At 59.5% G+C, this 23,614-nt stretch carries 21 protein-coding genes and 2 tRNA genes; 11 read left to right on the plus strand and 12 right to left on the minus strand.

The features are described 5' to 3' along the window. Positions 1-149: 149 nt before the first annotated feature. Complete coding sequence (locus TX23_RS20965) at positions 150-713, minus strand: NAD(P)H nitroreductase (RefSeq protein ID WP_057703854.1); 564 nt, start codon at positions 711-713, stop codon at positions 150-152. Positions 714-853: 140 nt separating this feature from the next. On the opposite strand from TX23_RS20965, the gene TX23_RS20970 reads away from it, so the two are divergent. Genes TX23_RS20970 through TX23_RS20980 form a run of 3 tightly spaced genes read left to right on the plus strand, consistent with a single transcriptional unit; the run spans position 854 to position 4,477 of the window. Next, positions 854-2,281, plus strand: a complete 1,428-nt coding sequence (locus tag TX23_RS20970; RefSeq protein ID WP_057703855.1) for a di-heme oxidoreductase family protein — start codon at positions 854-856, stop codon at positions 2,279-2,281. A gap of 31 nt (positions 2,282-2,312) precedes the next feature. Continuing rightward, complete coding sequence (locus tag TX23_RS20975; RefSeq protein ID WP_057703856.1) at positions 2,313-3,377, plus strand: imelysin family protein; 1,065 nt, start codon at positions 2,313-2,315, stop codon at positions 3,375-3,377. 2 nt (positions 3,378-3,379) lie between these two features. Next, entirely contained in the window at positions 3,380-4,477 is a 1,098-nt protein-coding gene (locus TX23_RS20980) for a DUF1513 domain-containing protein (RefSeq protein ID WP_057704003.1), read from the plus strand. A gap of 180 nt (positions 4,478-4,657) precedes the next feature. Here TX23_RS20980 and TX23_RS20985 read toward each other — a convergent pair whose 3' ends face one another. From TX23_RS20985 to colR, 5 genes are all read right to left on the minus strand, one after another. Beyond that, positions 4,658-4,885 carry a hypothetical protein gene (locus TX23_RS20985; protein ID WP_057703857.1) on the minus strand — a complete coding sequence of 76 codons (228 nt, stop codon included), beginning with the start codon at positions 4,883-4,885 and terminating at the stop codon, positions 4,658-4,660. Beyond that, on the minus strand, positions 4,882-5,601 hold the full coding sequence (locus TX23_RS20990) for a lipopolysaccharide kinase InaA family protein (RefSeq protein ID WP_057703858.1): 720 nt from the start codon (positions 5,599-5,601) through the stop codon (positions 4,882-4,884). Before TX23_RS20990 ends, TX23_RS20985 begins: the two co-directional genes overlap by 4 nt. A gap of 3 nt (positions 5,602-5,604) precedes the next feature. Further along, entirely contained in the window at positions 5,605-6,285 is a 681-nt protein-coding gene (locus TX23_RS20995) for a class I SAM-dependent methyltransferase (protein ID WP_057703859.1), read from the minus strand. 188 nt (positions 6,286-6,473) lie between these two features. After that, the gene (locus TX23_RS21000; protein WP_057703860.1) at positions 6,474-7,754 is read right to left on the minus strand and encodes a sensor histidine kinase; all 1,281 of its coding nucleotides are present in this window, start codon (positions 7,752-7,754) and stop codon (positions 6,474-6,476) included. Continuing rightward, positions 7,744-8,427, minus strand: a complete 684-nt coding sequence (gene colR, locus TX23_RS21005) for a two-component system response regulator ColR (protein ID WP_003208587.1) — start codon at positions 8,425-8,427, stop codon at positions 7,744-7,746. The genes TX23_RS21000 and colR overlap by 11 nt, the downstream gene beginning before the upstream one ends. 199 nt (positions 8,428-8,626) lie before the next feature. Here colR and TX23_RS21010 point away from each other — a divergent pair, with 199 nt between their 5' ends. Together TX23_RS21010 and TX23_RS21015 are read left to right on the plus strand one after the other, a co-directional pair. Further along, positions 8,627-10,576: an LTA synthase family protein gene (locus tag TX23_RS21010; protein WP_057703861.1), complete on the plus strand. Its 1,950-nt coding sequence runs from the start codon at positions 8,627-8,629 to the stop codon at positions 10,574-10,576. Positions 10,577-10,625: 49 nt separating this feature from the next. Next, positions 10,626-11,351 carry a phosphatase PAP2 family protein gene (locus TX23_RS21015; protein ID WP_057703862.1) on the plus strand — a complete coding sequence of 242 codons (726 nt, stop codon included), beginning with the start codon at positions 10,626-10,628 and terminating at the stop codon, positions 11,349-11,351. Between the two features lie 751 nt (positions 11,352-12,102). On the opposite strand, the gene groL is transcribed toward TX23_RS21015, so the two are convergent. The 5 genes from groL to TX23_RS21045 form a co-directional block, all read right to left on the minus strand. Next, positions 12,103-13,749: a chaperonin GroEL gene (gene groL, locus TX23_RS21025; RefSeq protein ID WP_057703864.1), complete on the minus strand. Its 1,647-nt coding sequence runs from the start codon at positions 13,747-13,749 to the stop codon at positions 12,103-12,105. Positions 13,750-13,799: 50 nt separating this feature from the next. After that, the gene (locus tag TX23_RS21030) at positions 13,800-14,093 is read right to left on the minus strand and encodes a co-chaperone GroES (RefSeq protein WP_057703865.1); all 294 of its coding nucleotides are present in this window, start codon (positions 14,091-14,093) and stop codon (positions 13,800-13,802) included. 249 nt (positions 14,094-14,342) lie between these two features. Continuing rightward, positions 14,343-14,819 (minus strand): FxsA family protein, encoded by a 477-nt coding sequence (locus TX23_RS21035; RefSeq protein ID WP_032879654.1) that lies wholly within the window; start codon positions 14,817-14,819, stop codon positions 14,343-14,345. 66 nt (positions 14,820-14,885) lie between these two features. Further along, a complete protein-coding gene (locus tag TX23_RS21040) occupies positions 14,886-15,617 on the minus strand; it encodes a HugZ family pyridoxamine 5'-phosphate oxidase (RefSeq protein ID WP_057703866.1) in 732 nt (243 codons plus the stop codon). A 103-nt stretch (positions 15,618-15,720) separates the two neighbouring features. Continuing rightward, complete coding sequence (locus TX23_RS21045; RefSeq protein WP_057703867.1) at positions 15,721-16,728, minus strand: DUF481 domain-containing protein; 1,008 nt, start codon at positions 16,726-16,728, stop codon at positions 15,721-15,723. A 154-nt stretch (positions 16,729-16,882) separates the two neighbouring features. Here TX23_RS21045 and TX23_RS21050 point away from each other — a divergent pair, with 154 nt between their 5' ends. The 4 genes from TX23_RS21050 (at position 16,883) to TX23_RS21065 (ending at position 21,699) form a co-directional block, all read left to right on the plus strand. Next, on the plus strand, positions 16,883-17,236 hold the full coding sequence (locus tag TX23_RS21050) for an MGMT family protein (RefSeq protein WP_057703868.1): 354 nt from the start codon (positions 16,883-16,885) through the stop codon (positions 17,234-17,236). Between the two features lie 43 nt (positions 17,237-17,279). Next, positions 17,280-18,812 (plus strand): AmpG family muropeptide MFS transporter, encoded by a 1,533-nt coding sequence (locus TX23_RS21055; protein WP_057703869.1) that lies wholly within the window; start codon positions 17,280-17,282, stop codon positions 18,810-18,812. Positions 18,813-19,009: 197 nt separating this feature from the next. Beyond that, on the plus strand, positions 19,010-20,725 hold the full coding sequence (locus TX23_RS21060) for a proline--tRNA ligase (RefSeq protein WP_057703870.1): 1,716 nt from the start codon (positions 19,010-19,012) through the stop codon (positions 20,723-20,725). 20 nt (positions 20,726-20,745) lie between these two features. After that, the gene (locus TX23_RS21065) at positions 20,746-21,699 is read left to right on the plus strand and encodes a hypothetical protein (RefSeq protein ID WP_057703871.1); all 954 of its coding nucleotides are present in this window, start codon (positions 20,746-20,748) and stop codon (positions 21,697-21,699) included. Between the two features lie 84 nt (positions 21,700-21,783). Here the strand turns inward: TX23_RS21065 and dinB are convergent, their stop codons facing one another. Further along, positions 21,784-22,842, minus strand: a complete 1,059-nt coding sequence (gene dinB, locus TX23_RS21070; protein WP_057703872.1) for a DNA polymerase IV — start codon at positions 22,840-22,842, stop codon at positions 21,784-21,786. A 278-nt stretch (positions 22,843-23,120) separates the two neighbouring features. On the opposite strand from dinB, the gene TX23_RS21075 reads away from it, so the two are divergent. Together TX23_RS21075 and TX23_RS21080 are read left to right on the plus strand one after the other, a co-directional pair. Then, a tRNA-Met gene (locus TX23_RS21075) sits at positions 23,121-23,197 on the plus strand. Positions 23,198-23,371: 174 nt separating this feature from the next. Further along, positions 23,372-23,448: transfer RNA gene (locus TX23_RS21080), tRNA-Met, on the plus strand. Positions 23,449-23,614 lie beyond the last annotated feature (166 nt).

The following is a 23,614-nucleotide window of genomic DNA, read 5'->3' on the forward strand; positions in this document are numbered from 1 at the left end:
TCGGCTGACAAAGACTGATTGATCGTCGTATGCTTTTTCATGGGCTCGCCCTCGCTGTCGTTGGCTTCTATAAGAATGCCACCGTGGCGCATAGACGCCTCGGCTTGGGCGAGTCCATCTAATTACATATAGAGCAGGAGGGGGGTGAATTACAGGCCGGGCCAGGCCTGGACGAACGGCGTCAGGTCTTCCTTCGGCGCGGTGCGTGGCGGGTTCTGCGGTGTGCCCAAGTAGAGAAAACCAATCACTTCTTCATTCGCCGCCAGCCCCAGGCCTTTGGCGACATGGGCAGAGTAGGACAATTCGCCGGTACGCCACACTGCACCAATCCCCTGGGCATACGCCGCCAGCAGGATGCCGTGGGCCGCACAGGCTGCCGCCAGCAATTGCTCGGACTTGGGCACCTTGAAGTGCTCTTGCAGGCGCGCAATCACCACCACTACCAACGGCGCACGCAGCGGGCCGTTCTGGGCCTTGTCGATGACAGCTTGCGGTGCGTCGGCATCCTGCAGCCGGGCGGCTTCGGCCAACAGCGTGCCCATCTGCTCACGGGCTGCACCTTCTACGGTAAGGAAACGCCAAGGGCGCAACTGACCATGATCGGGCGCACGCATGGCGGCAGCGAACAACAGGTCGCGCTGCTCCTGGGTCGGTGCCGGGTCAAGTAAACGCGGCACGGAAACACGGTTGAGCAAAGCGTCGAGAGCCTGCATTGGCCACCTCCAGAAAAAAATGTGCGGTCATTCTAGCGGGAAAGAATCGCGATGCCACCAAACGATAATTGCTCTTATTCAAACCGCCCGGCCCTGTTAGACTTTGCGACCAGATTTTGCGCCCTCGTCCAGGAATCTCGATGTTCCGTTCGCTTTCTTACCTGTCTGCAGCGTTGATGGCTCTATGCCTGACGGCTTGCGACGACGCCCCTCGCTTCACCAAGGCCGAGCCGGGTGAATCGCGATCCGGTGGCGCGACGACGGTAAACAAGCGCGACCAGAACGCCTTTTCCCTGCCCTCGGCCAACCTGGCGCCCACCCGTCGCCTGGACTTCAGCGTCGGCAACAGCTTTTTCCGCAACCCCTGGGTGATTGCGCCAGCCACCACCACGGCTCGGGATGGCCTGGGCCCGCTGTTCAATACCAACGCCTGCCAGAACTGCCATATCAAGGATGGCCGTGGCCACCCGCCACTGCCCGACGCACCCAATGCCGTGTCGATGCTGGTGCGCCTATCTGTTCCCGATGCCCCGCATTACGCCAAGCTCATCGAACAGATCGGCGTGGTACCCGAGCCAGTCTACGGCGGACAGCTTCAGGATATGGCGGTGCCCGGCGTTGCGCCGGAAGGCAAGGTGCGGGTCGACTACACACCGGTCACCGTCAGGTTCAAGGACGGTACGGTGGTTGAATTGCGCAAGCCCGACCTGCAGATTACCCAACTCGGCTACGGCCCGATGCACCCCGACACACGCTTCTCGGCGCGTATCGCCCCGCCGATGATCGGCCTGGGCCTGCTCGAAGCAATCAGTGACGCCGATATCCTGCGCAACACCGACCCCAAGACCGCCGACAAAGACGCCATCGTCGGCCGCGCCAATTGGGTCTGGGATGACGCCCAGCATAAAACCGTCCTCGGGCGTTTTGGCTGGAAAGCCGGGCAACCCAACCTCAATCAACAAAATGTTCACGCGTTTTCGGGTGATATGGGCCTCACGACTTCCCTGAGACCCTTCGATGACTGCACCGACGCCCAAGTGGCCTGCAAACAGGCGCCCAATGGCAACGGCCCTGACGGCGAGCCGGAAGTCAGCGATAACATCCTGCGCCTGGTACTGTTCTACACCCGCAACCTCGCAGTGCCTGCACGTCGGGACGTCAACACGCCTCAAGTGCTGGCCGGCAAGAACCTGTTCTACCAGGCCGGTTGCCAGGGCTGCCACACGCCGACATTCACCACGGCCGCCAACGCCGCCGAACCTGAACTGGCCAACCAGGTGATCCGCCCGTACAGCGACCTGTTGTTGCACGATATGGGCGAAGGCCTGGCCGACAACCGCACTGAATTCAAAGCCACTGGCCGTGAGTGGCGCACCCCGCCGCTGTGGGGCATTGGCCTGACGCAAACCGTCAGTGGCCACACCCAGTTTTTGCATGATGGCCGCGCCCGCAACCTGCTTGAGGCCGTGCTGTGGCACGGCGGGCAAGCACAAGCGGCGCAGCAACATGTGTTGTCGTTTAACGCCGAGCAGCGTGCCGCGTTGCTGGCGTTCCTGAATTCTTTATAAGCTTTGCCCCACTCACAGAAGGGAGCTCGACATGTTTCGTCCCAAGTTGTTGTTCACCAGCCTCGCCGCCCTTGCCCTGGGCGCGTGCTCGCCCCAGGATCCGCAAGCGGTGACCTCGGCGGCCATCGCCAAGCAGGTGATCCTGCCGACCTACAGCCGTTGGGTTGAAGCCGACCGTCAACTGGCCGTCAGCGCCCTGGCCTACTGCCAGGGCAAGGAAAGCCTGGACACCGCCCGCGCCGACTTCCTGCACGCGCAAAAAGCCTGGGCCGAATTGCAACCGCTGCTGATCGGCCCGCTGGCCGAGGGCAACCGCGCCTGGCAGGTGCAGTTCTGGCCGGACAAGAAGAACCTGGTCGGTCGCCAGGTCGAGCAACTGGTCAGCGCCCAGCCGCAGATCGATGCGGCCGCCCTGGCCAAATCCAGTGTGGTGGTGCAGGGCCTGTCGGCCTACGAATACATCCTCTACGACGCCAAGCCCGACGTCGCCGACGAGGCCCAGAAAGCCCGCTATTGCCCGTTGCTGATGGCCATCGGCGAGCGCCAGAAAGTCCTGGCCGAGGAGATCCTCGCCAGCTGGAACAGCACCGACGGTATGCTCGCGCAGATGACCAAGTTTCCGAACCAGCGCTACGCTGATTCCCACGAAGCCATCGCCGATCTGCTGCGCGTGCAAGTGACGGCGCTGGACACCCTTAAGAAAAAACTCGGCACCCCGATGGGCCGCCAGACCAAGGGCATTCCACAACCCTTCCAGGCCGATGCATGGCGCAGCCAGTCCTCCCTGCAAAGCCTGGAGGCCAGCCTCGCCGCCGCACAGACCGTGTGGGTGGGTGTCGACAACAAAGGCCTGCGCGGCCTGTTGCCCAGCGATCAGAAGCCGTTGGCCGAGAAGATCGACGCCGCCTATGCCGCGTCGCTGAAACTGTTCGCCAGCAACCAGCGCTCCCTCAACGAACTGTTGAACGATGACGCCGGGCGCCAGCAACTCAACGATATCTACGACAGCCTCAATGTGGTCCATCGCCTTCACGAGGGCGAGCTGGCCAAAGCATTGGGCGTCCAACTGGGCTTTAACGCCAACGACGGTGACTGATGATGCTCAGGCGACAGGCTTTGGCGCTCGGTAGCGTGTTGCTCAGCGCCCTCACGTTGGGCGGCTGGACGCTGTTCAAAGGCAAAGACAAGGGGCCGCTGCTGCTCTCGGCACGCGATGATGCCGATGGCAAGCACTACGCTGTCGGCTACCGCCTGGACGGCAAGCCGGTCTTTGCCACCCAGGTCGGCCAGCGTTGCCACGACATCATCAACCACCCGACGCTGCCGATTGCGCTGTTCGTCGCCCGTCGTCCGGGCACCGAGAGCTACCTGATCGACGTGCGCGACGGCACGCTGCTGCAAACCATCACCTCAAACGCCAACCGCCACTTTTACGGCCATGCGGTGATCCACAAGAGCGGCGACTGGCTGTACGCCACCGAGAACGACACCTCCGATCCCGGTCGCGGGTTGTTGGGTGTGTACACGTTTGAAGGCGAGCGGCTGGTGCACAGCGGTGAGATTTCCACCCACGGTATCGGCCCGCATCAGGTGTCATGGATGCCCGACGGTGAAACCCTGGTGGTGGCCAACGGCGGCATTCGCACCGAAGCCGAAAGCCGCGTGGAGATGAACCTCAACGCCATGGAACCGAGCCTGGTGTTGATGCAGCGCGATGGCACCCTGATCAGCAAGGAAACGTTGGGCCAGCAGATGAACAGCGTGCGCCACATGGGGATCGCCAGCGATGGCACCATCCTCACCGGGCAGCAGTTCATGGGGCCGTCCCAGGAGCGTTCAGAGTTACTGGCGATCAAGCGCCCGGGCCAGCCTTTTGTGGCTTTCCCGGTGGCCGATGAGCAACTGCAAGCGATGGGGCATTACACCGCCAGCGTGGCGGTGCACAACGAACTGCGCCTGGTGGCGCTGACAGCACCGCGTGGCAACCGTTTCTTCATCTGGGATATGGACAGCGCTGAGCTGCGCCTGGATGGCCCCTTGCCCGACTGTGCGGGGGTGGGTGCTGTGGCGGATGGCTTTGTGGTGACATCCGGTCAGGGGCGTTGCCGCTTCTATGACTGCCGCCAGGAAAAGTTACTGGCAACACCACTGGAGTTACCGGCGGGGTTCTGGGACAACCACCTGCACATGGCCTGAAATGACCCTTCTGTAGGAGCGAGCTTGCTCGCGAAGATCGCCAACGATAACGCGCCCATCCTGGATGAACGCGCCGTCCTCAGGTTTTTCGCGAGCAAGCTCGCTCCTACAACAGTTAAAGCGTCAGGCATAAAAAAAGGGCCTCGCATCGCAAGGCCCTTTCCGGGGGTTTGACTCGTTTCAACTGTGCGGCCTCATCGCTTGAGACATCCCGAACATGAATAACAGCAAATCATGATCCGGCTTGACCGCCACACTCGCCTTGGCAATACGCGGCAGCAGGCATTGCCCGCCACCGTCTACAGCACTGAGCACCTGTGTGCGAGGTTGTTCCCATGCGGCCAGGGCCAGGGCTGATATGCCCAATGCCCCGACCAAAAACAAACCTCGTGCTATTTCTAGCTTCATCTGGTTAAACCCTTGATAGCGCTGCCAAACGCCGTCTCGTAAAAGTAGCTGAGTTTTTTCCAGTCGGTATCATTCCACGACGAATGGCGGCGCAATTGCAGCATGTCGTGGGACGCGGCCCGATAAGCGGTCAAACGCTGGCGACATTTTTCAAAGTCCAGCAGCGCCACTTCCACAATTGCCGCATCAGGCTCACCGGTTACCCGAACGAAAATGTGCTTGATATACAGGCAACCGTGTTGCCAGCGGCCTTTGTGCATACGGGCCAGGGTACCGGCCAATTCCTGGAGCAAACGCTCGTGGACCGCCTCGCCGTACTGCTCACGGCCACCGGCGGCATACCAGTTTTCGATTTCGTCGAAACCGTCAAGGGACGCGGTCACCAACAGGGCTTTCCATTGATGTTGCGGGTCGCGTCGCGCCTCGCAAAACACCAACTCCGGTACGCGCACATCCAGCAAACGCAGGCCCTTCAAGGCATCACGCTCACGCAGCACGGTCGGACGCCCAAAGGGATGCAACCAGCTGCGGTAGATGTGGCCGGTCTGACGCTTGCAATACAGCAAACGCCCATTAGGGCTGACCACCCGCTGCACACCACTTTCACCGCCACGCCGGCGATTGGGTTCTTCGACCCACTCACCCTTCTGACGCCAGAAATAATCAAACCGCTCCTCGGGAGCTACATGACTGCCTGCTACGCACTCAACTGCCATCTGTTACCTCTTGCGCAATACATACACTCGCCACATGGCGTAGAGCGGTATGAAGTCCAGGGATTCCTGAACACGGAAACCGGCCTGCTCGAATTCTGCCTCGACAGTAGCAGCCGGTAACACAAACCGGTTTTGGTAACCTTCCTGCTCACCTCTATTGCGACGACGTACTTCGCTGCGCTTGCGCTTCCAGGCCTTGAAATTGCCGTCCACCCACAGCGAAATAATCACGCTGTCGCGGGTAACCCGCTGAAACTCGCGCAGTATTGTCAGCCTGTGCTCCGGTTCACCGATGTGGTGCATCAAGCGCATGCAGAAAATACTGTCGACGGAGTTATCTGGCAAATCGATATCAAAGGCAGATGTCTGCAAAGGGCGTACCCGTTTCACCACCTCCGCCGGTTGAGCGGTAGTGGCGATCTTTAACATCGACGCCGAATTATCAGCCCCGATAATCACACGGTTGGGTTTTTCGGCCAGCAACGGCCAGAAACGTCCGGCACCACAAGGCAAGTCCAGCACCAGGCCTGGCTCACCAGCCATGGCCAGTGCACCGCGCGCCAGTTGCTCGTCGCGTTTGTGGGACAACCGGCGAGCCAGATTGTCCTGATGTTTGAGTAAATATTGCTGCGCGTGTTGATCGTCGTACTTTTCGGAAAATTCCAACTTGATTGGGGAAGGCATCGTACGTCTCCGGTAACTAATGCCTACAACCTTAAGCAGCTAAACGTAATCAACAGGTCAACTCATTGTGAAAATCTTGTCCTGTCCAAATGCATACATTTCAAGACTTTACAGAAACATTCAGTAGCATCGGGCCATCTTCGCTGAAAAGCAGGCAGTCTGCATCCGCAAAGCGACAGACTGAACGGTCAGGTTTTGACCTGGCTCAATTCCACATGAAAACGGCAGCCATTGGGCTCCATGGTCGTCAAGCTCACGCTCCAGCCCTGGCTTTCGCAGATCCGTTGCACCAGCGAAAGGCCCAGCCCCAGCCCCTCGCCACGGTTCTCGCTGCCACGCACAAAAGGCTCGAACATTGCTTCGCGCTTGTCTTCAGGAATACCCACGCCAGAGTCCTCCACCACAAAACCACTCGGCTCCAGCGTGAGGCGGATAAACCCTTGCTCGGTGTAATGCAGTGCATTGCGCAACAGGTTACCCATCACCGCGTGCAGGAACGTGGTGTTGTAGCGGGTATCCAGTGGGTTGCCAGGGCAGTAGATCAACTCAAGGCCTTTTTGCTCGATAGGCCCACGCCAGATTCCGAGCAAGTCCTCGGCGACCTGCGTCAGGTTGACCTGAGCCGACATGGCGGTGTCGTCGTGTTTGGCGCGGGCCAGCATCAGGAAGGTCTGCACCAGTTCACGCATTTCTTCACAGGCCCGCGCGATTCGCTGGACCTGGTTACGACCGCGTTGATCGATGGCCGGGTTTTCCAGCAGCAGTTCACACGAGCTGGCCAGCACCATCAAGGGCGTGCGCAACTCATGGCTTACATCGCTGGTAAACAACTGCTCACGGGACAACGCCTGTCGCAGACGACCCAGCGTGGCATCGAACGCCACCGCCAACTCGCCCACTTCATCGGCCGCATAGTCCGGCGCCAGAGGTGGCGCCAATCCCAGCAACTGGTCGCGATGGCGGACCTGGCGGGCCAGGCGCACCACCGGCGCCATCACCTTGCGGGCCAGCACCCAGCCGAGGAACACCGCCAGCGCCAGGCTGAGCACGAACCCCACCAGCACCACGGCAAACAGCACGCGCTCACGCTCTTCGAAATCGCTTTGATCCTGCAACAGCACATAGCGCCGACCGTCGATCACCTCGACCATGGCGTGGTACGACAGGGATTCGCGAAAGACTTCGTGAAAGCCCGGGTCCAGATGCCGAAGATCCTTGGGCAACTCGAAATCGCCTTGCCCGCCGCTGAAGTAGAACAGCTGGTCCGGCTCCGGCCGATGTCGCCAGTCTTCCAGGCTGTCCATCAACAGCAAGCGTTGCAGGTCACCGCCCAGGCCCGCCGAGATCAACTTCTCTTCGACCAGGTGCACCGTCGCAACGATCCCCATGGCGAAGGCCCCCGCCACCAACGCACTCATCAAGGCAAAGGCGATGATGATCCGTTGGGCAAGGCTTTGCTTAAACTCCATCACGGCCCTCGGCCAAGCGATAACCCACACCGTGCACCGTTTGCAACAACGGCTTGGCGAAGGGCTTATCGATCACCTGGCGCAATTGATGAACATGGCTGCGCAGGCTGTCGCTGTCCGGGCAGTCATCGCCCCACAGGGCCTCTTCAAGAATCTCCCGGCGCAATACGTGCGGGCTCTTCTGCATCAACACCGCCAGCAGTTTCAGGCCTACGGGGTTGAGCTTGAGCAGGCGCCCTTCGCGGGTGACTTCCAACGTATCGAGGTCGTAGTTCAGGTCACCCACCTGCAGGGCACGGCGACCGCCACCCTGGGCCCGCCGCAACACCGCCTCGATCCGCGCGGCCAGTTCCGACAAGGCAAATGGCTTGAGCAGGTAATCATCAGCCCCGGATTTGAAGCCTTGCAGGCGATCATCCAGTTGATCGCGCGCAGTGAGCATGATCACCGGCGTATCGCGGCGTGCGTCTTCGCGCAGGCGTTTGCACAGGGTGTAGCCATCGATGCCAGGCAGCATGATATCGAGCACGATCAGGTCGTAATGCTCGGTGGCCGCCAGGTGCAGGCCCGATAAGCCGTCCTGCGCACAGTCCACTGTGTAGCCTTTGAGCCCCAGGTAATCGGCCAGGTTGGCGAGGATATCGCGGTTGTCTTCAACCAAAAGAATTCGCATGGGCAGTGTCTCCGTACGCGGTAACGGCCGTGTTGGCTCGCGCAGCTTAAGGCCAAGCGAGGCTCAGGGATAGAGCTCAAAGGCCCACCGGCGAGGCTTTTCAACTGATTGCACGTCAAACGAGTTTTTCACTATAGCTTCACAAACCGACCACAGTGTCAGGGTGAAGATCGCGCCCATTGATCTAAGGAACCTGGACATGGGCTTTCTCAAAACGGCGCCAATGCGCTATCTGCTGTTGATAATCGGTGCATGGTTAGTGGTTTTCCTGCTCACTCGCAGCGTGTTGCTGGTGACTCACCTGAATGAAGTGGGCGGCAACTTGCTGCCAGTGTTTGGCGTGGGTCTGCTCTACGACCTGGGCTTTCTTGCCTATGCGGCCTTGCCGCTGGGCTTGTATTTGCTGCTCTGCCCGCCAGCACTGTGGCGCCGCCGCGGCCACCGCTGGTTCTTGCAGGCACTGCTGACGATCAGCCTGTTCGCCATGCTGTTCACCTCGGTGGCCGAATGGCTGTTCTGGGATGAGTTTGGCGTGCGCTTCAACTTTATCGCCGTCGATTACCTGGTGTATTCCGATGAGGTGCTGAACAACCTGCTGGAGTCTTACCCAATCGGCAAGTTGCTGAGTCTGCTGGCGATGCTGGCCGTCATCTTGAGCCTGGCCCTGCGTAAACCGTTCAATGCCGCCATGGCGGCACCGTTGCCGGCACTGCGTGGCCGCTTGGTCAACGCTCTGGGCCTGTTGGTGGTCGCCGGCCTCAGCCTGCAACTGATCAGCCAGGACAGCCCGCGTGCCCAGGGCGGTAACGCCTACAAAAACGAATTGGCCAGCAACGGCCCTTATCAATTCTTCGCCGCGTTCCGCAATAACGAACTGGACTACACCCAGTTCTATCAGAGCCTGCCCACCGATCTGGTCGCCCGGCAACTGCGCGCCGAACTCAGCGAACCCAATGCACGTTTTATCGACCCGGACCCGCTCGATATTCGCCGCGCCATCACCAACCCTGGAACACTGCGTAAACCCAACATCGTACTGGTGACCATCGAGAGCTTCAGCGCCAAGTACATGGGCAGTAACGGCGATCAACGCAACCTCACGCCGAACCTGGATGCATTGCGCAAACAAAGCCTGTACTTCAATAACTTCTATGCCACCGGTACACGAACCGACCGGGGCCTGGAAGCCATTACGCTGGCGGTGCCACCCACGCCAGGTCGTTCGATCGTCAAGCGCATCGGCCGTGAAAGCGGGTTCGCCAGCCTCGGCCAACAACTTGCGGCCATCGGTTATGACAGCGTGTTTGTCTATGGCGGACGCGGTTACTTCGACAACATGAACGCGTTTTTCAGCGGCAATGGTTATCGGGTCGTGGACCAAAGCAGCGTGCCCGAGTCAGAAATCTCGTTTAAAAATGCCTGGGGCATGGCCGACGAAGACCTGTTCAAGCAGACCTTGAAACTGGCCGACGCCGACTACGCCAAGCAACAGCCGTTCTTGCTGCAACTGATGACCACCTCCAACCATCGTCCCTATACCTACCCGGATGGGCGCATCGATATCAAATCCGGCAAGGGCCGCGATGGTGCGGTGAAATACACCGACTACGCCATCAACCAGTTCCTTGAGGCGGCCCGCCAAAAGCCATGGTTCGATAACACCATTTTCGTGTTCGTCGCCGACCACACAGCCGGCAGCGCAGGCAAGGAAGACCTGCCGATCACCAACTACCAGATTCCTCTGTTTATCTATGCTCCCAAGCTGATCGACGCACGAGAGTCCGCACAGCTGGCCAGCCAGATCGACCTGGCGCCGACCTTGCTGGGCCTGATCAACCTGAGCTACGAGTCGACGTTCTTCGGCCGTAACCTGTTGCAAGACAACCCGCTGCCACCGCGAGTCGTGGTGGGCAACTACCAGCATTTGGGCTTGTTTGACGGCAAGGACCTGGCAATCCTCAGCCCGCGCCAAGGCTTGCGTCGCCATGACCAGGCCCTTGGAGCAAGCCAGGAGTTGCGCGTCGGTAGCGATGACCCATTGATCCAGCGGGCAATTACCTACTATCAGGCCGCCAGCTATGACTACAAACAGCAACTGCTGAGCTGGAAAGCGCCCAAGGAAGAGGCTCCAGCCTTAAGCAAACGCTAATCAAAAGTCCCGTGCAGGTGAGCACGGGACTTTTTCACCAGGGTTCGTGATGAAATCCCCCTCCTCTTTACCGGTTTCCAAACCGCTTAATTTTTGGCTGTGCCTGGGCCTGCCTGCCGGCGCCGCAGTGGCCTTGCTGTTGCTGGAGCTGACCTCGCTGGATATGGACCTGGCCAGGCATTTCTATAGCGCAGAGGCTGGCGGTTTTATTGGCCGCTATAGCTTCTTCCTTGAAGACATCCTGCATGACCGTGCCAAGCAACTGGTGATCCTGTTTTCGGTGCTGGCGATTCTGGGGCTGGTCGGCAGCTTCATCCTGCAGCGACTCAAGCCGTACCGCCGTGAACTGGTGTGCCTGGTGCTGTCGCTGGGAATGGCGACGGCGTTCGTGTCGCCATTGAAAACCATCACCGCCGTGCAATGCCCCTGGAGCCTTAAGGAATTCGGCGGTCAGGAAACCTACAGCGAACTGCTCAGCCCGCGCCCGCCTACCGATAAACCTGGCCGCTGCTGGCCCGGCGGACATGCAGCCACCGGGTTTGCCTTGTTCGCCTGGTTCTTCGCCCTGCGGGATCGACGGCCACGACTGGCGCGCTACGCGTTCATCTTTGCTGTCAGCCTGGGCAGCGTGTTCTCCGTCAGCCGTATGCTGCAAGGGGCGCACTTTTTTTCCCACAACGTGTGGACAGCGATCTTTTGCTGGCTGATCTGCCTGGGGCTGTATTGCTTGTTGCTGTACCGACCTTCACGGCAAGCCGTAGGGCCAGACAGTTAAACGGTCATAGCCTTCTGTAGGAGCGAGCTTGCTCGCGAAAAGCTTCAACGATAACGCGTGCTTGCTGAATGAACGCGGCGCCTTTGAGTTTTTCGCGAGCAAGCTCGCTCCTACAAAAAAGCCATTAGGGCTGCCTGCGAAAGCCAACGGTAACCACGATGCGAAGCGAGTCGCTCTTGATCTTGATCTGCTTGTGATCTTGATCTGGCTTTTGATCTTAGGCGCCCCGTTAAACCACGCTGGCCGAACGCAGGCTTGAATTCGTGGGTAACCCGGCAGGACGCCGGGTTAGCCGCCCCGCGCCATGGATGGCGCGTGGCGGCGGCCCACGGATTCAAGCCTGCGTTCGGGCACACCGAGCCCAAGCGAGGTGCCGAGTGGTGGGGCAAGAGCGTTTTGCTTACTTTTGCGCTTTTTTCAAAAGTGAGCCGCTGTCAGAGCGGAACCCTAGGTGGCCGTTACCTAAATAACGGATATGTACCCGGTCCAACTGTGTTGACTGTCAGGCCGCCTTCGCGAGCAAGCCCGCCCCACATTGGGATCGCGGGGTGTCAGGGAGATTGCCGTCGGCTGGCAGGGCGTCATCGCAGGCAAGCCAGCTCCCACAGTTGGATCGCGGGGGTGTCTGGGAGAACTGCGCCAGTCACGGGAGCAAGCTCCCTCGCCACAGGTCCAGCATGCAACCGTGCATAAAAAAGCCCCGCCTGCATCACTGCAGGCGGGGCTTTTTATAGTGCCGGGTAAGGCTGGCTTACATCATGCCGCCCATGCCACCCATGCCGCCCATATCTGGCATACCGCCGCCAGCTGCGCCTTCGGCCTTCGGCTCGTCAGCGATTGCAGCTTCAGTGGTCAGGATCAGGCCACCGATGGAGGCTGCTGCCTGCAACGCGGAACGAGTCACCTTGGTAGGGTCCAGGATGCCCATTTCGATCATGTCGCCGTAGATGCCAGTCGCAGCGTTGTAACCGTAGTTACCTTTGCCGTTCTTGACTTCGTTGACCACAACGCTTGGCTCGTCGCCGGAGTTGGCAGCGATCTGGCGCAGCGGTGCTTCAACAGCACGACGCAGCACAGCGATACCGACGTTCTGGTCGGCGTTTTCGCCGGTCAGGTTAGTCAGCGCTTCCAGAGCACGGATCAGCGCAACGCCACCGCCAGGTACCACGCCTTCTTCAACGGCTGCACGGGTTGCGTGCAGGGCGTCTTCAACGCGGGCCTTCTTCTCTTTCATTTCAACTTCGGAACCAGCGCCAACCTTGATCACTGCAACGCCGCCGGACAGCTTGGCCAGGCGCTCTTGCAGTTTTTCACGGTCGTAATCCGAGGAAGTTTCGGCAACCTGTGCACGGATCTGCGCGATACGCGACTCGATGTCGCCTTCAACGCCAGCACCGTCAACGATGATGGTGTTTTCCTTGGAGATGGTCACGCGCTTGGCGCTACCCAGGTTTTCCAGGGTGGCGCTTTCCAGGCTCAGGCCGATCTCTTCGGAGATAACGGTACCGCCGGTCAATACGGCGATGTCCTGCAGCATGGCCTTGCGACGGTCGCCGAAGCCTGGAGCCTTGACGGCTGCAACCTTGACGATGCCACGCATGTTGTTCACAACCAGCGTCGCCAGGGCTTCGCCTTCAACGTCTTCGGAAACGATCAGCAATGGGCGGCCGGCTTTGGCAACGGCTTCCAGTACTGGCAGCATTTCGCGGATGTTGGAGATCTTCTTGTCGACCAGCAGGATCAGCGGGTTGTCCAGCTCGGCAACCATGGTCTCTGGCTTGTTGACGAAGTAAGGAGACAGGTAGCCACGGTCGAACTGCATGCCTTCTACAACCGACAGTTCGTTTTCCAGGCCCGAGCCTTCTTCAACGGTGATCACGCCTTCTTTACCGACTTTTTCCATGGCTTCGGCAATGATGTCACCGATGGAGCTGTCGGAGTTGGCGGAGATGGTGCCTACCTGAGCGATGGCCTTGGTGTCGGCGCATGGCTTGGACAGGTTTTTCAGCTCGGCAACGATGGCGACGGTCGCCTTGTCGATGCCACGCTTGAGGTCCATAGGGTTCATGCCGGCAGCAACGGCCTTGTAGCCCTCGTTGACGATCGCCTGAGCCAGTACGGTAGCAGTGGTGGTGCCGTCGCCTGCGTCATCGTTGGCACGGGAGGCAACGTCTTTGACCAGCTGCGCGCCCATGTTCTCGAAACGGTCTTTCAGTTCGATTTCTTTGGCGACGGAAACGCCGTCCTTGGTGATGGTCGGAGCGCCGAAGCTCTTCTCGATGATCACGTTACGGCCTTTCGGGCCCAGGGTCGCTTTTACCGCGTCAGCCAGGACGTTAACGCCTTTGAGCATTTTTTTACGGGCGGAATCGCCAAACAGAACTTCTTTAGCAGCCATGATCGATATTCCTTAAATACTTTGTAGTAACGGGAAAATTAGCGAGGAAATCAGTCTTCCAGAATGGCGAGAATTTCGTTCTCAGCCATGACCAGCAGGTCTTCGCCGTCTACTTTCACAGTGTTGCTGCCGGAGTAAGGGCCGAAAACAACCTTGTCACCCACTTTCACGGCCAGTGCGCGTACATCACCGTTCTCCAGGGTTTTGCCTGGGCCAGCAGCGACGATTACACCGTGGTTGGCTTTTTCAGCAGCCGAACCTGGCAGAACGATCCCGCCAGCGGTTTTCTTTTCTTCTTCGCTGCGACGGATTACGACGCGGTCGTGCAGAGGACGAAGCTTCATTGTCGATCTCTCCTAATTGTGTTTTTCATCGGCCGGTATCAATTCCGGCGGGTTAAATTCCGGCGGTGCCGGTCGCGGCTCGCAGGGCGAGACGCGGAAGTCTGTCTGATGTCACCACCAGAAACCTTGCGGTGACCGTTACATAAGGGCGCATGAGCTTATTACAAGGGGCCCGGGCGGAAATTTTTTTCAGATTACTCTCCGGGTAAATGCAACACGGCACCCGAAGGTGCCGTGCCAGTGAAGCGGTTATTTGTTGTCGCGGTGTTCGAACTCGCCTTCGATCACGTCACCTTCACGCCCCAGCGGTTGGCGCGGAGCCGGGCCGCCACGGGGTTGCAGGTCGTCGGCAAACGCGCGTTGGCGTATGGCCGCCTCTTCGGCGCGCTGACGCATCTTGCCGGCCAGCAGTTTGCGGGTAAACGGCAGCAGCAGGACCAGGCCGAGCACGTCGCTGATAAAGCCCGGCAGGATCAGCAGGCCACCGGCCAGCGCCATCATCAGGCCCTCAAGCATGGTTTGGGCCGGCAGTTCGCCGCGGTTCAGGCTTTCACGGGCACGCAGCGCCGTGGCCAGGCCAGCCACGCGCAACACCAGAACGCCGAGCATGGAGCCTGCAATGATCAGCAACAGCGCCGGGAAGAACCCGATCGCACCGCTGACTTTAACGAATACGAACAGCTCCAGCACCGGGAACAGCAGAAAGAGCAATAAAAAAGGGCGCATCAAATGGTTCCTCAACGCAAGAATGCCTTGCCAGTTCACCTTAGATGACGTCGCCGTTGTGTGAATTCAAGCGCCTGCCGTGGTTTTTTTCGGCCACGCCTGGGCGTGAGCCAATGAAACCAGGGCCTCGCGTACTTGTGTCGGCGTATTGCAAGGCATCTCGAAAGGCAACCAATGCAAGCTTTGGCCAATACGCAGGTGCATGCCTTCGCTGTCGATGCCGGCCAACTGCGCAGGCTCGCTGGCAGGCAAGCCGCCGAGGTCGACGTAATGGGCAATGGCCTTGGCGTGATCGCTGTTCATGTGCTCGATCATGCTGCGCTCGGCCTTGCCCGCAAACGGATTGGCCAGGGTCAACTCGTCGACCCAGTGAATCGCGCCAAACCCACCGATATAACGGTGGCGCACCGGCTTGAGCACCCAGAAATCGAAATCATGGGCCTTGTGGTAGTTGGCCGAATCGGGAAAGTAGCGGTAGTAACGCTCGGCAGCCGCTTCGATGGCCGCGGCGTCTTCCAGCTTCTGGGCCTCGGCCAGGTAGGTCAGGCGCCCCACCGCCTGCACATCATCGGCCTCGCGTTCACCCACCAGCAGCGAGCACTTGGGATCTTTTTGCAGGTTATGGGTGTGCTGGGCGATGCGGCTGATCAGGATCAGCGGGCGGCCCTGCTCGTCGAGGCAGTAGGGCACGACCGAGCCGAAGGGAAAACCGGGCATGGCTTTGGATTGTGTGGCCAAAGCCCCACGGTATTCCTTGAGCAACAGCTCTCGGGCGTTCTTGGCAACGTGCGCGCTCAACGTATGACTCCTCGGGTGTTCCGCCGCCCATGGCATATGGGAATGGATCTCAACACAAGGTAATCAATATCCGCGCAGGTTGCCAGAGTGGCCGCAGCTGCTTTTACCAGGCCACACCAAAGCCCGCGGTGTAGCGGGTCTTGCTCAGGCTGCTCTCGGAACTGCCGCTGACCTCGTTGCGTTCAGCCTTCAAGTTGAGCGAGGCCCATTCGGTGACCTTGTAGCGCAGGCCCATTTCCGCATCCAGGGAATATTCCGACGGCCCGGCAAGGGGCTTGCCCAATTCGCCGTTGGTGAAGAACTCAACAGTCTTGCCCACCAGGTAGCGGTTGTAGTTCCACTTCATGGCCAGGGAATAGAAGTTGTCCTTGCCGCCATCGGCATATTCATAATCGGTGCGGTTGACCAGCGAACCGAGGGAGAACGCGCCCAGTTCATCGTCCCAGAACTGATAGCCCGGGCCGGTACCGACAACGCGCTGACGCGCCAGGTCTTCGATCTTGTCGCGCTTGTAGGTCAGGCGGCCCTGCCAGAACCATTTCTCGGTGATGAAGCGGTCCAGGTTGTATTCCAGCGCCCAGTTATCGGTGGTGGTGATGTCGTCCTGGAACTCGCGGTTGTATTCGCCCTTGCCCGTATGCCGCCACTGGCCGTGACGGGCCGAGGTTTTGAAGTCGATGTCGTAGTCGTTGGTGTCTTTGTCGGCGCGCTTGTAGTCCAGCGCCAGGTCGACGTTGCCCTTCCACACCAGATCTTCGATCACCGGTTTGGGCTTCATGATTTGTTGAATGCTTGCCAGCTCCACCGTCTTGGGTGCCTCGCCATTGGCCAGCACCACCTTGCCCTCGTCAGATGCCTGCAACGACTTGGCTTTTTCGCCGCTGTAGGCGTCCTGCTTGACCAGCAGCTCCTGGTCGCTTTCCAGGGTCTTGACCTGCTTCCAGTCCACCGGGATCGATCCTGCATAGGTGGTTTGGATAAGCAATTTGCCACCGTCGAAGACTTTGATCTTGCCGGTCAGCCGGTCGCCGTTTTTCAACCAGACGGTATCGGCGAGCAAAGGCGTGGAAGCACTGAAAACAGCAAGGCATAACAGAGTTCTGGACAACATAAGCAGATACGGGGCTCAGGAGTGGCAAAAAAAGGGGCGTTATAGTGTTACATGGCTAGAACTGACTCAAGGATTTATATTGAGTTCAATGCTCATCGTCATGTTTACAGACGTTTCTGACAAAACCGCGACGATCTCAACGGATATCCCCATAATGAAGCCACCCGCCGATGCGCCGCAAAGCCCCGCCGAAATGCGGCGTACCGCGCTGTACCTGACTTTGTCGCAAGTGCCCGAAGGCTGCGTGGTGAGCTATGGCGAGCTGGCTCACCTGGCGGGCCTGGGTCGTGCCGCCCGATGGGTCGGACGCACCCTGAGCCAGTTGCCCGAGGACACGCGATTACCCTGGCATCGGGTGCTGGGCGCCGGTGGTCGGATAAGTCTACCGGTAGGCAGCGCCTCGGGCGATGAACAACGTGCGCGTTTGCGTAGCGAAGGCGTCACTATCTTGAACAATCGTGTTGATATTCAGCGCCATGGCTGGCGTCCGGTAGAGCACAGCGGTTAGAGTGCGCGCTTTGTTTCCGCAAATCTGAGGCAGACTCCAGCCCATGCCCCGTAAAACCTGGCGCGCCGCGCTCGCCGCCTATGCCAGCCCCTCGACGTTAGTGCTGTTGTTGCTCGGCTTTGCCGCCGGCATGCCTTACATGTTGGTGTTCTCGACGCTTTCCGTGTGGCTGCGCGAGGCCGGTGTGGCCCGCGAGACCATCGGCTATGCAAGTTTGATCGGCCTGGCCTACGCGTTCAAATGGGTCTGGTCGCCGCTGCTCGATCAGTGGCGCCTGCCGCTGCTCGGCAAACTGGGGCGTCGTCGTTCCTGGTTGGTGCTGGCTCAGTCGCTGGTGATCCTCGGATTGATCGGCATGGGCTTTTGCGATCCGCAAAAACACTTGTCGTGGTTGATCGCCATTGCGGTGGTAGTCGCCTTTGCCTCGGCCACACAAGACATCGCCGTCGACGCCTACCGCCTGGAAATCGCCGATGACAGCCGCCAGGCCGCCCTGGCCGCGAGCTACATGTCCGGCTATCGCATCGCTGCTCTGCTGGCCACAGCGGGCGCGCTGTTCTTTGCCGAAGGCTTCGGCTCCACCGGTTTCAACTATAAACACTCGGCCTGGACCGGCACCTATGTGCTGTTCGGCGTGTTGATGGTGCCGGCGCTGCTGACCACCTTGCTCATGCGTGAACCCGATGTGCCCCTGCGCACCCAACTGCAGGCCGGGCGCTACAGCTTCGTGCACCAACTGGTGTCGGTGTTCGTACTGATCGTACTGTTGGTGTCGGTACCGGCGATGTTCACCCAGCTATACAACACCGACTTCGCCAGCGTGCTGTTCCAGGGCGTAAGCCTGTGGGAACTGCTGATGGAAGACCGCGCGTTCCTGCGCGCCATCCTCTATATCACCCTCACCGGCCTGTGCCTTTCGGCCATGGGCCGCCGGGGCCTGGCGCCGGTGCTGACGCCCGTCAACGACTTTATCCTGCGTTACCGCTGGCAGGCGCTGCTGCTGCTCGGGTTGATTGCCACCTATCGCATGTCCGACACGGTGATGGGCGTGATGGCCAACGTGTTCTACATCGACCAGGGCTTCACCAAGGACCAGATCGCCGGGGTGAGCAAGATCTTCGGCCTGATCATGACCCTGCTCGGCGCCGGCATGGGCGGCCTGTTGATCGTGCGGTTCGGGATCCTGCCGATCCTGTTCATCGGCGGCGTGGCCTCGGCCGGCACCAACCTTTTGTTCGTGATGCTTGCCGACATGGGCCCCGACCTGCAGATGCTGATTGTCACCATCTCCCTGGACAACTTCAGTTCGGGGATGGCCACCTCAGCCTTCGTGGCGTACCTGTCGAGCCTGACCAACCTCAAGTTCTCCGCGACCCAATATGCGTTGCTCAGCTCGATCATGCTGTTGCTGCCACGCCTGATCGGCGGGTATTCGGGGGTTATGGTGGAGAAGTTCGGTTATCACAACTTCTTTATGATCACTTGCCTGATGGGCGTGCCGACGCTGTTCCTGATTGCGCTGCACTGGTTCCAGGAGAACCGCCGCGCCCGGCTGAATCCGCCGCAGGAAGACTGATACGACTCGGTCAATGTGGGAGCTGGCTTGCCTGCAATAGTGAGGGTGAACCCAACGCCGCTATCGCAGGCAAGCCAGCGCCCACACAAGCGACGGTTACGACAGATACGCCCCGCCACCTCACGCCTGTACTCCAGCAGCAACCGCCCGTACAATCCCAAGTCATTTCAAGTCCAAGCAACCGACAACGGCCTACCATGCGTACCAGTCAATATTTGCTCGCCACACAGAAAGAAACGCCTTCCGACGCGGTTGTGATCAGCCATCAGCTGATGCTGCGCGCCGGTATGATCCGCAAACTGGCCTCGGGCCTGTACACCTGGTTGCCCATGGGCTTGAAGGTGATGCGCAAGGTCGAAGCCATCGTTCGCGAAGAAATGAACGCTGCCGGCTCTCTGGAAGTGTTGATGCCGAGCACCCAGCCGGCTGAGTTGTGGCAGGAATCCGGGCGCTGGGAAGAGTACGGCCCCGAGTTGCTGCGCTTCAAGGACCGTCATGGCCGCGATTTCTGCGCCGGCCCGACCCATGAAGAAGTCATCACCGACCTGATGCGCAACGAGTTGAGCAGCTATAAACAGTTGCCGCTGAACCTGTATCAGATCCAAACCAAATTCCGTGACGAGATCCGCCCGCGCTTCGGTTTGATGCGTGGCCGTGAATTCATCATGAAGGACGCCTATTCGTTCCACGCCGACCAGGCTTCCCTGCAAGCGACCTACGATCGCATGCACCAGGCTTACTGCAACGTGTTCACGCGCCTGGGCTTGAAGTTCCGCCCGGTTGAAGCGGACAACGGCTCGATCGGCGGTGCCGGCTCCCACGAGTTCCACGTACTGGCCGAGTCCGGCGAAGACGATATCGTGTTCAGCAACGGCTCCGACTACGCGGCGAACATCGAAAAAGCCGAAGCCGTACCGCGTGAAACCTCGCGCCCAGCACCGACCGAAGAGCTGCGCCTGGTCGACACGCCAGACACCAAGACCATCGCGGCGCTGGTGGAGAAATTCAATCTGCCGATTGAAAAGACCATCAAGACCCTGATCGTGCGCGCTGAAGAAGAAGGCAAGCTGATCGCCCTGGTGATCCGTGGCGACCACGAGCTCAACGAAATCAAGGCCGCCAACCAGCCTGGCGTAGCCAGCCCGCTGGTCATGGCCACCGATACCGAACTGCGCGACGCCATTGGCGCCGGTGCAGGCTCCCTCGGCCCGCTGAACCTGCCGCTGCCGATCATCATCGACCGTTCCGTCGAGCTGATGAGCGACTTCGGTATCGGCGCGAACATCGACGACAAGCACTACTTCGGCGTGAACTGGGAGCGTGACCTGCCGGTTCCAACCGTGGCCGACCTGCGCAACGTCGTAGCGGGTGACCCAAGTCCGGATGGCAAAGGCACCCTGGAAATCAAGCGCGGCATCGAAGTCGGGCACATTTTCCAGCTGGGCAACAAGTACAGCAAGGCGATGAAGTGCGAAGTGCTGGGCGAGAACGGCAAGCCGATCACCCTGGACATGGGCTGCTACGGCATTGGCGTATCCCGCGTGGTTGCCGCTGCCATCGAGCAGAACAACGACGAGAAAGGCATTATCTGGAGTGACGCTTTGGCGCCGTTCCAGGTGGCTCTGGTGCCGTTGCGCTATGAAACCGAGCAAGTACGCGAAGCCACCGACAAGCTGTACGCTGAACTGACCGCTGCCGGTTTTGAAGTGCTGCTTGATGACCGGGACAAGAAAACCAGCCCGGGCATCAAGTTCGCCGACATGGAACTGATTGGCATCCCGCACCGGATCGTGGTCAGTGACCGCGGCCTGGCTGATGGCAATCTGGAATACAAGAGCCGGACCGAAGCCGAAGCTCAACCGTTGCCGGTGGCTGACGTGCTGTCTTTCCTTCAGGCGCGTATTCGTCGCTGAAAACCAGATCAAGAGAAGTCATGTTCAAGCGAAACACCAGAGCCCTGGGGGGCGCCGCCTTGTGCGGCGCCCTGCTGGTCAGCGGCTGCGCCAATCAGATGTCGCAACGCAGTGAGCACGAGGAGCGGGTCGAGCGTAAGTTGCTCGACCACAGCCTGCAGATTGATGTAGGCGAACCCAAAGTGCTGGAGCTGCCGCAACGCCGAGTTCGCATTCATGAGCAAAAGACCTTCGAGGTCACCGAATTCGAAGTCACCCGTCGTTACGATCGCTACACGCCCTACCAACCCTGGCGCAAACTCTATGAGATGCCGCTGGGTGCCGTGGCGTTAGTGGCAGGCGTGGGTGCCAACGTGGCGAATATCTTCGCCCTCGGCAACCTGCCCACGAGCGTGACGCGAGACTGGCTGAGCTACGGCGTGGACGGCATCAACCCGTTCATGAACGTGCAATCCCACGGCCGTGCGCAACAGAACCTGGCGGCTATCGATGAAGTCCAGCGTGACAAGCGCCTGGAGTATTCGAGCCTGCCATGGAGCGAGCGCCCGGTACAAGTCACTGCCGGCAAGCAGACCCATGAGCTGACCACCGACCGCAACGGCGTCCTGCGCCTGAACCTGTTGGACAGCCCATTCGCCGAGCAGGACCTGAACCGCGTCACCACCTTGAAGATCAGCGTGGAAGATGGCCAGGACGACGTGCATACGGACTCGACCCTGGCGGTCAGCAACTCCCTGCGCGGCAAATTGCTGGAAGCCCATGCCCTGATCTACGACGACCTGGAAGATGACGAAGTGAACCAGTGGGTGCACCGCGTCAAGCGCCTGTCGGAGTTGGGCCTGGAAGAAGAAGCCAGCGAACTGGAACAAAGCCTGATCGAACTGACGCGCAATGATCCGGAATTGCAGCAGGAGTTTGTGCAAGCGTTGACCAAGGATGCGGGGCGACTCGTCGCAGACCCTGGCGTACGCTGAGCTCTCAAAGTTTGCACAGGACAATGTGGGAGGGGGCTTGCCCCCTCCCACATTTAGATCCCCTACATTCTTTAATCCCGGTTTCTACCAGGAAAATTCGAGCTGTTCGTTGCCGCCGCTCAGGTCCAGCAACCGCACCCCAATCCCCAGCAACCGCACCGGCTTCCCCCCGCGATTGAACGCCTGGGTCAGCAACTGCTGATAACTCTCCAGATCCCGCCCTGCCCCGGCCTGCTCCAGCGTCGTCTGGGTAAAGTCATGAAACTTCACTTTCACGAACGGTTTGCCGGCCCGGTAGCTGCTGTCGATGCGTGCCATGCGCCCGGCCAGGGTGTCCATCAGCTCAGGCAGTTTGGCCAGGCAGCTTGAGAGATCCGGCAAGTCCACATCGTAGGTGTTTTCCACGCTGATCGATTGCCGACGGCTGTCGTTTTGCACCACGCGGTCATCAATCCCACGGGCCAGGCTCCAGAGTCGTTCGCCAAAACTGCCGAATTCGCGCACCAACGCCAGCTTGTTCCACTCGCGCAACTGCAAGCAGTCTTCGATGCCCAGGCGCGCAAGCTTGTCGGCGGTGACCTTGCCAACCCCGTGCAGCTTGCTGACCCGCAACTGCGAGACAAAGTCTTCGACCTGGTCCGGGGTAATCACAAACAGGCCGTTGGGCTTTTTCCAGTCGCTGGCAATCTTGGCCAAGAACTTGTTCGGCGCCACGCCGGCCGACACGGTGATATGCAGTTGGTTGGAGACCCGGCGACGGATGTCCTGGGCGATACGTGTGGCACTGCCGTTAAAATGCGGACTGTCGGAGACGTCGAGGTAGGCTTCATCCAGCGACAACGGCTCGATCAGGTCGGTGTAGTCGCGAAAGATCGTCTGAATTTCCTTCGACGCTTCCTTATAGGCATCCATGCGCGGTTTGACGATGGTCAGGTCGGGACACAGCTTCAGGGCATGGCGCGACGACATCGCAGAACGAACCCCATACGCACGCGCTTCGTAGTTGCAGGTAGCGATCACCCCCCGCCGGTCCGCCGAGCCGCCCACAGCCAAGGGTTTTTGCGCCAGGCTCGGGTCGTCACGCATCTCGATGGCGGCGTAGAAGCAATCACAGTCGACGTGGATGATTTTGCGCTGCGTCATATAAACGGGGTGTGGACCAACGGGTGGTCAGTATCGCATTCACCCCTGTATATAGCACCAGTAGTTTGATTCTTCCTTCCAAGTGGTAGGAAGTTTCTATGATGAATTTATTTTCTCAATCGAATCCAGGCTTCCGATAGAGCTGAAAGCCTCGGCCCGACTGGCCCCGAGCGCTTCAAGATCATGCCTTGGAGAGCTAACCGATTGAACCACAAGCGCTTTTGTTTGATTTACAGGTTGACACACTCGCGTTCCTCTGTAGAATGCCGACACACAGACGCGGGATGGAGCAGTCTGGTAGCTCGTCGGGCTCATAACCCGAAGGTCGTCGGTTCAAATCCGGCTCCCGCAACCAAACATCAAAAAAGGCTACTCGAAAGAGTGGCCTTTTTTGTGCGCGCCTGTTTTCTCCCGTTGCGCCTGAAAACACCGCCAACACCTTGATTTCAGAATAATTCGCGCTTATTTGTGCCATCGGCTCATTAACGGTTGACACCTCGCCATTGCGCTGTAGAATGCCGCCCACAGACGCGGGATGGAGCAGTCTGGTAGCTCGTCGGGCTCATAACCCGAAGGTCGTCGGTTCAAATCCGGCTCCCGCAACCAAACATCAAAAAAGGCTACTCGAAAGAGTGGCCTTTTTTGTATCTGGCGAAAAAGTTCTTCTGAAACAATGGCATGGCATCTTTCATGAAACCGTAGTCGGTTTGTAGAGTCCATCTCATTGCACGCTATGCTCAATGCTCAAGCACTGCCCTCTACGACCAATGGC

The organism is Pseudomonas paralactis, assembly GCF_001439735.1.
Classification (GTDB): Bacteria; Pseudomonadota; Gammaproteobacteria; order Pseudomonadales; family Pseudomonadaceae; genus Aquipseudomonas; species Aquipseudomonas paralactis.